8 protein-coding genes are annotated in these 10,882 nt (G+C 36.8%); 7 read left to right on the plus strand and 1 reads right to left on the minus strand.

Annotation, left to right across the window (positions count from 1 at the left end; translation table 11 throughout):
- The 3 genes from CWS20_RS24770 to CWS20_RS24780 all read left to right on the plus strand — a co-directional run.
- Positions 1-823, plus strand: an 823-nt coding sequence (locus tag CWS20_RS24770) for a DUF418 domain-containing protein (protein WP_101226423.1), incomplete at its 5' end; no start/stop codon positions are given.
- Between the two features lie 157 nt (positions 824-980).
- Positions 981-2,063 carry a C45 family autoproteolytic acyltransferase/hydrolase gene (locus CWS20_RS24775; RefSeq protein WP_241504262.1) on the plus strand — a complete coding sequence of 361 codons (1,083 nt, stop codon included), beginning with the start codon at positions 981-983 and terminating at the stop codon, positions 2,061-2,063.
- Positions 2,064-2,220: 157 nt separating this feature from the next.
- Positions 2,221-2,931 carry a response regulator transcription factor gene (locus CWS20_RS24780; RefSeq protein WP_066201928.1) on the plus strand — a complete coding sequence of 237 codons (711 nt, stop codon included), beginning with the start codon at positions 2,221-2,223 and terminating at the stop codon, positions 2,929-2,931.
- Here CWS20_RS24780 and sinI read toward each other — a convergent pair.
- Positions 2,928-3,074, minus strand: a complete 147-nt coding sequence (gene sinI, locus CWS20_RS27805) for a DNA-binding anti-repressor SinI (protein WP_142385419.1) — start codon at positions 3,072-3,074, stop codon at positions 2,928-2,930. The two genes, CWS20_RS24780 and sinI, sit on opposite strands and share 4 nt — an antisense overlap.
- Before the next feature lie 108 nt (positions 3,075-3,182).
- On the opposite strand from sinI, the gene CWS20_RS24785 reads away from it, so the two are divergent.
- From CWS20_RS24785 to CWS20_RS24800, 4 genes are all read left to right on the plus strand, one after another.
- Positions 3,183-8,384, plus strand: a complete 5,202-nt coding sequence (locus CWS20_RS24785) for an ATP-binding sensor histidine kinase (protein ID WP_066201925.1) — start codon at positions 3,183-3,185, stop codon at positions 8,382-8,384.
- Positions 8,385-8,536: 152 nt separating this feature from the next.
- On the plus strand, positions 8,537-9,421 hold the full coding sequence (locus CWS20_RS24790; RefSeq protein ID WP_066201923.1) for a helix-turn-helix domain-containing protein: 885 nt from the start codon (positions 8,537-8,539) through the stop codon (positions 9,419-9,421).
- 10 nt (positions 9,422-9,431) lie between these two features.
- A complete protein-coding gene (locus CWS20_RS24795; RefSeq protein ID WP_066201920.1) occupies positions 9,432-9,755 on the plus strand; it encodes a nucleoside triphosphate pyrophosphohydrolase in 324 nt (107 codons plus the stop codon).
- Between the two features lie 199 nt (positions 9,756-9,954).
- Entirely contained in the window at positions 9,955-10,794 is an 840-nt protein-coding gene (locus CWS20_RS24800) for a YitT family protein (protein ID WP_066201917.1), read from the plus strand.
- Positions 10,795-10,882: the final 88 nt, after the last annotated feature.

A 10,882-nucleotide genomic window follows, 5' to 3' on the forward strand; every position in this document is an offset into this window, starting at 1 on the left:
CTATGCCCGGTTTTTCTTATCGCGAGCAGAAGCAAAGAATGACCGGCCTTATCGATTATTTATTCGCCGTATGATTATTTTGCTGGTAGCAGGCTTGCTTCATCAAATAATCAATCCGGGTGAAGCATTGGCTATTTATGCAGTTTTTGGCCTATTCGTGTTAATTTTTTATAAGGCGCCAAAACAATTCAATTTAATAGTCGGTGTTGTCGGCATTATTATTGGAAGCATATTTGGAGCAAAGATACTTTTACCGCTGCCTTTGATTATTTTAGGTATTGCCTTTGGACAATATCGCGTATTTGAAACATATAAAGCGCATAAGAAAATGTGGGCAATCATTGCAGTGGTTTCGTTATTGGCGACAGCGGTCTTATCGATTTTACTCTGGAATATAGCGCCAAATATTGGCTTCCATCCTTATCGTGAAGGATATGAATTAACTAATATTCAATTTGAAGCAAATCAGTCATTTTTTTATTTTGCTGATTTAGCGATGATTGTTGCACCGGTATTTTCAGTGTTCTATATAAGTACATTAGTTATTATAGAACCACTAATAAAAAGAATGCTTCTTCCATTAAATCATCTAGGGCGGATGGCATTAACTAATTATATTGGCCAGTCAGTAATTCTATATGCTCTGAATGTATTTATGCCGGCTCAAATGATGACGTCATATCTCATGGCAGTGATTAGTTGTGCAGCAGTCATAATTGTCCAAGCCATCGCTTCTTCCCTTTGGCTGAAGGTGTTTAAATATGGCCCGTTAGAGTGGCTGTGGCGCTGCGGCACTTATGGGAAGTGGCTGAAGATAAAGTAGAAGTTATTGAGAAGAAAGGACTCTTATTGTGAGAGTCCTCTTTTTATTTATCGCAAAATAATGGGCACTAAGCGCCTTAAAAAGCTTAGGTGGGAGAGGGGGAAAACCACCATTGATTATCCAAAAATGGAGCTACATAAAAGGAGGTGCTCAAGAAATGTCGAATAATCCTAAAGATATATATAAAGGAGATGAATGTATGGGCTTTGAAAAATTCAGTGTAGAGGTGCTTCAAATAAGAGGAAGATCATATGATATTGGTGTGCAAATTGGTGAAAAAATGAAGAATCACCCAATAGTGATAACATTTGAAAAGATGGCAAAACAGGAAATAAATATTAAAAATATGAAAGCCATTTATGCAGATTTTGCACCTCATTTATTAGATGAACTGGAGGGTCTGTCTGAAGGATTGAAGCTGCCATTTCATAGAGCTGCTGCTATACTAAGCGGTTATGATATGCCGAAAGTAGAAGCGATGGGGTGCTCTGCCGTTATAACGAAAGATTACTATGTAAGAAACTATGATTTCTCGCCAAGGTTTTATGATCACCTCTTTAGTTTCATTCAACCTGAAGAATGTCATGCTTCAGCAGGGTATAATTTACAATTAATAGGCAGACATGATGGTGTAAATAGTAAGGGGCTAGTGGTGGGGCTTCATTTTGTAAGTAATGACAGCTACAAAGAGGGGATTTCTGCTTGGACCGCCATTCGGATGGTCTTAGATAGTTGTGCAAGTACAGACGAGGCAATTGTCATGTTAAAGGAAATTCCGCATGCGGCATGCTATAACTTCTCAATCGGAGATAAAGGCGGCGATATAGCTGTTGTTGAGGCAAGTCCTGATAAAGTAGCCATCAGAAGAGGTGACCATTATTTAGCTTGTGTAAACCATTTTCTAATCAATGAGTTAAAAGAGAAAAATAGGAAGCATATTGAGCATTCCATCAGAAGAAGTGCATATATTGCTTATTTAGAAGAACAATCATTAACCGCTTATCAAATGTTTAATGAATTTAGCAATAGGCAGTCACCATTATTTTTTACGGAATATGGAGATTTATTTGGTACGATGCATACATTTGCCTACTCTTTTACCAATGCGAGATTACAAACGAAAATAGCTCAAGGGATTCGTGGAATAGATGTGAATTTTGATGAATGGGTAAACGGGAAAAATATTGAATATGCTGATTTAAAAGGGAAAATAGAGTTCGATGCCAAAAGCAAACCTTAATAATATTAAGGTTTGTTTTTCATTGTTTTATATCAATTAGGTAAAAATTTATTATTTTCAGGTATCTTAACATAATTGAAAACTCCTAAATTTAATATATAATTAAAATAAATGGAAATTGATAGATTATTGTGTCTATATCCAGAAGGAGGGCTTTATGACTAGAGAAACGATATTGCTCGTGGATGATGATCCGGACATACAAGAAGTCCAGAAAGTATATTTAGAGAGAGAAGGATTTCGATTAGTGTTTGCTGGCGACGGGAAATCTGCCATAAGGCAGACAGAGCTGGAGAAGCCGGCGCTCATCATACTGGATGTTAATCTGCCTGATATCGATGGTTTTGAAGTATGTCAGCAATTAAGAAGACTGACAAATGTTCCTATTCTGTTTTTAAGTGGAAGAGAAGAAGAGTTCGAACAGATTCTAGGTCACCGAATTGGCGGTGATGATTACATGACAAAACCGTTTAGTCCGGGAATTTTGGTCGCTAAAGTAAAGGCCCATATAAGGCGGTATCGAGATTTATCTGTTCATCATACAGTCTCTCAAACGCCTGCTGAACAAGAAATTATTTCGTTTGGAGACTTAGTGATTGAAAAAGAAAAATGCGTAGTCAAAAAAGATGGCATCCCCCTTACCTTATCTACAAAGGAATATTTACTGCTTTGTTTTTTTGCAGACCACCCGAACCGAGTATTCAGTCTGGAACAAATCTTCGATAATATATGGGGGGAAGAGAGTCTGGGAGATTATCGGACAGTCATGGTACATATTAGCAACCTGCGCAAAAAAATAGAAGCAGATCCTGCGAAGCCCGTCTTTATATTAACAGTAAGGGGGTTGGGCTATAAGCTTAGTATTTAACGGTTTTGACGCTGTTTTTGAATAAAATCGCGAACTTCTTCCATTGTTAGACCAATTTCTTTTGCTTCAATAATTAGAAGCTTCCACTCTTTTAGGTTTTCAGCTTCATTTGTATCTTGATCATAATCATATAAGTTTTTCATTGTTTTCCTCCGTACTAGCATTTTACTAGATAAGAAAATTATAAAAAAGAAAGTTAAAGTTTAGTTAAAGTCACGCTAAAGCTTTCTTAAAAGTTAGAGGTGGATGAAATGAAACAGCCTATTAACCTGCCAGGCTATCGAATGATTGATATTGAAACGGAAAATGTACGCAGCTTTTTCTATAAAGCCTATTCCATTGAAAATGGCAAGCAGGTATTGATTAAGTTTAGCAAAAGCAAGGAGCCATCCTTGCAGGAGACCGCTTCCTCAATCCATGAATTTCATATGAGTCAGCAGCTTAAAACGGATGCCATTCTGCAGCCGATAAAAATGATTCAGCATTTAAATAAACACTATTTTATTTACGAATATTTTGCCAGTATTACACTTGAAGCTTACTTAAGTACACTAAAGCAAGCAAATATTCGTGACGGCTTGAAACTCGCTAGTAACCTTGCTACTGCTCTTGCTTCACTTCATCAGCAGCAAGCTATTCATAAATATATCAATCCTGAGAACCTGCTTATCTCAAAAAGTACATATGCCGTGAAAATAACCGGGCTTAATCATTCCACATTGTTAACGAGAGAAGGCAATCCATTAGTTTTGCAAGGAAATGATATGGAGGGGCAGCTTCCATACATCTCCCCGGAGCAAACGGGAAGAATGAACCGCGCAATCGATTACCGGACAGATTTATATTCTCTTGGAGTAACGTTTTATAGATTGTTTACAGGAATTCTTCCATTCACACATACCGACCCAGTACAATTGATCCATTCTCATATGGCAAAAACGCCAAAAAAACCATCTAACATTAGAAAAGAATTGCCTGAACAAATTTCGAGTTTGGTGATGAAATTATTGGAAAAGGCTCCGGAATCAAGGTATTTGAGCGCATGGGGAGTTCGGGAGGATATAAACAATTGCTTAAGCCAGTATATGGCTTTTAAAGAAATCAAATTTTTTCCGCTCGGGTATCAGGATGAAAGAAACATCTTTGAGGCGGCCCGCAAGCTTTATGGTCGCGGAAACGAAATTGCGAAAATTGAATCAGTTTTTTCACATGCCAGCAGCGGCGGCTTTGGGGTTGTTTTTATTCCTGGACAATCTGGTATTGGCAAAACGGCACTAGTTAATGAAGTTCATAAGCCGCTTATTAAAGAAAAAGGCTATTTCATATCTGGAAAGTTTGATCAAATGCAAAGACAAATTCCGTTTGAGCCTATTATTGCAGCCTTTCAGTCATTAATCAGGCAAATCATGACAGAAAGTCCTGAAAGAGTGGAGCGCTGGAAACAAAAGCTTGAAGAAGAACTTTCTTCTCGTACTGCAGTCATTGCACCAATTATTCCGGAGCTTAAATGGCTTATTAATGAAAAAGAAATAATTGAAGCTGCTTCATCAGTCGATACGCAAAGACGATTTTATTTCATATTTCAAAAGTTTATTCAAGTCTTTGCTGCAAAGGAGCATCCGCTTGTATTGTTTCTAGATGATTTACAGTGGGCCGACATTGCTTCATTAGAGATGCTTGAATACTTGCTGACCCAAGCGAACAGTCAATATTTAATGATTATTGGCGCATATAGAAACAATGAAATTCATGAGCATCATCCACTCAATAAGACACTCAAGCTACTAAATAATAACAAAGTGCTTTTTGAAGAAATTCCATTAGCAAATTTGCCAAGAAAGACAATTCTTGAGTGGGTAAGTGATTCATTGCTTAATAGCGGTAAGGAAATAGAGAATTTGGCAACATTTATTCATCGGATTACACAAGGCAATCCTTTTTATACGAAGCAGCTTCTTCAATCGTATTATGAGGATGGACAAATCGTTTTACAGCCAGAGAAAGGAATGTGGGCTGTCAATTACAAAGCGATTAATGAAAATCCAGTGAATGAAAGTATTATTCACTTTATTGTAGAAAGAATCCGCCTTCTACCAGAAGAAACACAGCGTGTTTTAAAATTGGCCGCATGTATCGGCAATATATTTGACTTGCGGACGCTATCCGTTATTTCGCAAAAACCGTATAAAGAGACGGCAAATGATTTATGGTCGGCTTTAGAATCGGGATTAATACTTCCTAATGATAGATGGTATAAATGGGTTTATCCGGACGATGACATCCGTCTTCTTCAGAGCCAGCCTCCTGAATATGTTTTTCTTCATGACCGTGTTCAGCAGGCGGTTTATTCTACAATGTCTACTGATGAGCAGGAGCAGGCGCATTTAATGATTGGCAGACTTTTAGTGCAATTTTCTGCCGTGAATGAAGATCAATTGTTTACGATTGTTAATCATTTAAATAGAAGCTGGAAGCATCTGTCGGAAGAAGAGATTGTTAAGCTCACTGACTGGAATATTCAGGCGGGAGATAAAGCAAAAGCTTCAGCTGCTTTTATTGAGGCTCGTAAGTATTTTCAGACCGCTCTCGAGTTAATAGGATTGAACTGGGAGGAACGGTATGACCTTACTTTCAGGCTGATGAAAAGGCTTGGGGAATCACAATATGTAACAGGGCAATTCTCCGAAGCCGAGAGGGTTTTTGATGAAATCCTTCAGCATTCACGTTCAAAGGCAGATAAGCTCGCAATATATAATATGAAAATGATTCTATACACGCATATGCACCGGGTGGAAGAAGCTGTGCAATCTGGAATTAGCGGGCTTAAATTATTTGGCATCGATTTCTCAAAAAAGAAGAGCAAATTAGATGTAGCACTTGAGCTCGGATTAGTTAAAAAGGCACTTTTTCGCAAAGGGAGAAATGAGATTTTATCTTTGCCTAAATTAACTGATAAAGAAAAAATAAACGTTTTAAATACGATGATTACTATGAATGCCTCAACTTATCATTATGATCAAAATCTTGCTACATTGCTTATGCTCCGCGCACTTAGATTTACGTTAAAAAACGGAATTACTGATATCAGTGCATTAGTTTTTAATAATTACTCACTTATTTTGAGTGCTGGTTTCGGAGATTTTAAAGGCAGCTATCAATTTGGACAGCTTGCTTTGCAGCTTTCGGAAAAATTTGGGAATACCGGAATTAAGGGCAGAGTGCAATTTGTATACGGCAGCTTTGTAAATCATTGGGCAGCGCCTATTAGCAGCAGTCTCGAATTCTTTGAGAAATCTCAGCGCTATTGTTTAGAAGCCGGGAATATCCACCTCGCAGGAGCAAATAGTTCATTTATTGTTATTACTATATTGATGAAGGGAACGCAGATTGAAGAAGCTTTAACAGGGGTCCAGAATCAAATCAAATTCATCGATCAAATACAGTATCAAATTTCGAGAGAGTTTTTAAATGAAACAAAGTATTGGCTTCAATTTTTAAATGGCAGGAAGCCTGATCATACTTGGAAAATGATTAAGGTCATGGACGATGATTCGGCAAAGATAATTCATTATACCGTCAGGCTGCAGATGGCTTATCTATTTGACCAGACAGACTATGCTAAGCAAATATTGGAATTGCTTGTTCCGATGATTAATAAGCGGCTTACTCTTGTTGTCGTGCCTGAATACTATTTTTACCATGGGCTATGGCTTGCACGTTTTCATGAAGAGGACAAAGAGAATAAAAAAGGCAATCAAATGTTAAAAGAATTTGTAGGTAAAATGAGAAAATGGGCAGATCTTTCACCCTCCAATTACTTGCACAAATATAAGCTGATGAATGCTGAATTGCTTCGTCTAAGAAAAGGGGCTAATAAGGATGAAATTCTTACGCTTTATTGTGACAGCATAAGAATCGCTGAAGAAAAGGGCTTTATTCAAGATGCAGCGATTTGCAATGAATGCGCAGGTAAATACTTTGAAAGCCTAGGCCTTGAAAAGTTATCGCATTCATTTATGATGGAGGCTTTAAAGGCTTATCAAAAATGGGGTGCAAATGCAAAAACTGAGCAAATGATAGTAGATCATGCAGGTTTAGTTTCTACAGAAAGTAAATCTATTGATTATCGAGCGATTTTTGATACACATGCCGCCTTGAATGCAACTCAAAGTATTTCAAAAGAAATTATTCTTAGTAAATTATCAGATAAATTAATGCAGATAACGATGGAATATGGCGGTGCAGATCTCGGCATTCTCTTATTTAGAAAGAGCAGCGGGTTCATCATCAGCGAATATAAAAGTATTGACGAAGGAGAAGATGATGTTTTTAAGAATAAGCCTCTAGCCGGGACTGGTCTTGTTTCAGAGAAAATTATTCATTATGTTAATGCAAGCAAGGAACCGGTTATTCTTGATCATGCAGCAGTCACAGGCATGTTTACGGATGATCCCTATATTGTAGAAAGAAAAACGAAATCACTACTATGTCTTCCGATTTTATATAAAGGGAAGATGACGGGCATTCTGTACTTGGAAAATAATAAAGCGAGCTATGCTTTTACAGAGGAAAAAATTCAGCTTCTTACGTTTCTTTCAACCCAAGCGGCAATTTCAATTGAAAATGCTTATTTATATGAACAAATGGAAAAAACGGTGGATAAGCGTACATCAGAATTGCATGTAGCCAATAATGGTCTTAAGAAGTTGAATCAGAAGCTAGAAGAAGCAGAATCTTCAAGGCGGCACTTTCTTGCAAATATATCTCATGACCTTCGAGCACCGGTTAGTTCAATTAATGGTTATTTAGAGCTGGTTTTAGACGGGCTGGCAGCAACTGAAGCAGAAAAAAACCGTTATTTAATAAAAGCTCATGAACGGCTCCATGATCTTCAAGCGCTAATCCGCGATTTATTTGAACTTTCACAATTGGAATCTGGACAGCTCGATTTTAATATTGACTTTTATTCTATTGAACTTTTTATTAATCACTTAGAAAATAAGTTTGATGATGATATTAGAGGAAAAGGGCTCTCTTTTAATGTAGTCAATCAGCTTAGCCATCAACAAGCTAATTCTGCTATGGTTGAGCTTGATATTGATCGGATAGAACAAGTATTCACCAATCTGATATTTAATGCGATAAACCATACTACTTCTGGAGAAATCAGTATAGTGTTTGGAAATGGAGATAGCCATCAGATTTTGATTGAAGTTCGAGATACAGGGGGTGGAATTCCGCCATCCGAGCTGCCTTATATTTTTGACCGCAACTATACGAAGGAAAATGCCTATTCGAAGAAAAAGGGCCATGGCTTGGGGCTGTCCATATGCCGGGAAATCATCACTTATCACAAAGGGAAAATATGGGCAAAGAGTGAGATGGGGCAAGGAACAACCTTCTATATTTCCTTGCCGCTTTTTCAGTATGCAGAGGACTTTGAATATATGTAAAACTTGAGCAAACATTGGATGAACAATGATTTTAACTCGGAAACATGGCCATTCATCAAAAGAAGAATGGCTTTTTATTACAGTTGGGAAAATAGCAATTTTTATCAAGAATTTTAAATATGCCTTTGCTAATCTGTAATTGAGGTGAAAGTATGGAATATAGTCCAATTATTCGACAAGTACTTGTCTATATAGAAAATAATTTGCAAAACGAGTTAAATTTAGAAGTGATCTCAAAGGAATTTGGCTATTCAAAGTTTCATTTCTCACGAATTTTTAAAAATGAATTAAGAAAAAATCTTGCTGAGTATATAAGAATGAGAAGAGTATCGACGATTGCCAGCCTGCTTTTAAATACGGATGAAAAGATATTGGATATAGCCTACTACTTTCACTTTAATTCTCAAGAAGCTTTAACGCGGGCGTTTAAAGAACTCTATCACCTACCACCTGGCCAGTATCGCAAGCTTATGAAGAATATTAATTATAAGGAGGAAGAAAAAACGATGGAAAAAACACAGGAAATAAAAGGCTGGTTTATAAGTGGAAGTCATCCGTTCAACTATGAAATGGGATTAGATAAAGAAACATTCCATAGCGGAAGAGCAGCAGGCTATTTAAAATCAATCAGTGTCAGCGATTATTCGGAATTTGCAATAATGATGCAAGAATGTAAAGCTGATTCATTTCTCGGCAAGCGAGTAAGGTTAACGAGTTTTATAAAAAGTAAAAATGTACAGAACCATTGTGCGATGTGGATGAGAGTGGATGATTCGTCTGAAGATGTTTTGCAATTTGATAATATGCATGACCGTCCTATTAAAGGGAATACAGAATGGAATGTTTATTCTATCGTTCTAGATGTACCTGAAAATAGCAAAACTATTTCTTTTGGTATTCTATTATTAGGGATAGGAACAGTATGGGCGGATAACTTCGAATTCGAAATCGTCGATGAAAGCGTGCCGACGACTAATTTTGTTCCTAAATCAGAATTATTAGCAGAACCAACGAATTTATCATTTGAGGATGAATAGGAGATTTGCGATGACTATTTACAAAAAGCTTGTACGCGACCATATTCCGAACATAATCGCAGGTAATGGGAAATCATGCGAATTCAATATATTAGAGCAAGATTTGTTTATAGTAGAGCTGAAGAAGAAGCTGAAGGAAGAAGTCGCTGAGTATTTAGCTGCTATGAATGATAATGATGCTGTTGAAGAATTGGCTGATATTTTAGAAGTGATTCATGCTTTAGCGGAGACTCATCACAAATCTTATAATGAAATAGAATTCGTTCGTCAAAAGAAATTTGATGAACGCGGTGGTTTTAAGAATAAATATTTCTTGATAAAGTCATCAGGCTGAGAAAAAGATTGTTTTATTTATGCAGTCTTATCTATGGTTTGAACAGTCAATTTAGCATGAATATAAACCTGGTTGAATGAAAATAATAGAGGCGTAAATAGTAGCAAGATTTGTGTTGTTTAAGGTTGATGGCGCGTGATAAAATGCAATGGTGTGTGAATTTCTAACTATATTTTACAATAGAAAAGGAAAGAGAATTATGAAAAAGTATATTTGGGATATCAGCCTCATCATTATTGGGTCATTTATTTTCGCGCTGGCTATTAATCTGTTTGTTATTCCAAGTGAGCTAAGTGAGGGCGGTGTCACTGGATTAACGATTATTTTTTACTATCTTTTTCAATGGTCTCCTGGTTTAGTCAGTTTTATATTAAATTCAGTGTTATTAGTTGTAGGTTATAAGTTTTTAAGCAAACTTACTGTCGTGTATACGATTATTGCGATTATTGCCCACTCACTTTCACTTCATTTAACAGCTGGCTGGACGATTACGTCAGACGAAATTTTAGTAAATGCCATATTTGGAGGCATTTTATCTGGTGCTGGAATTGGTTTGATTATTAAAGTCGGCGGAACAACTGCAGGTAGCACAATTTTGGCAAAAATGACAAATAAATATCTTGGCTGGAGTATTAGTTATAGCTTATTATTTTTTGACATCCTTGTTGTTTTAGGATCATATTTCATTATCGGTGCTGAAAAATTAATGATTACGCTCATCATGCTTTACGTAGGTACAAAAGTGATGGAATTGATTGTTGAAGGAGTTAATCCTAAAAAAGCTGTCACAATCATCTCAAAGGAATCGGACAGTATTGCACAACAAATCAATAAATATATGGATAGAGGCGTCACTATTATGAATGGCCAAGGCTACTATACGAAGCAGGCTAAAGAAGTTCTCTACATCGTAATTAGCAAACAAGAAGTGGTAAAACTGAAAAAAATAGTAGAAGCCACTGATAAAACCGCCTTTGTTGCAATCCATGATGTCAGAGATGTCTTCGGTGAAGGCTTTCATGATATATCGAAAGGTTAAAAAGTGGACACCTCTCCAAATCCAACTAAAATATCGTTATTCTCACTTTGTCTACACTCTGAAAGCAGCCTGCAGGCTGCTTTTTTAT

Origin of the sequence: Cytobacillus horneckiae (assembly GCF_002835735.1) — a bacterium.
In the GTDB taxonomy this organism is placed as follows: Bacteria; Bacillota; Bacilli; order Bacillales; family Cytobacillaceae; genus Cytobacillus; species Cytobacillus horneckiae.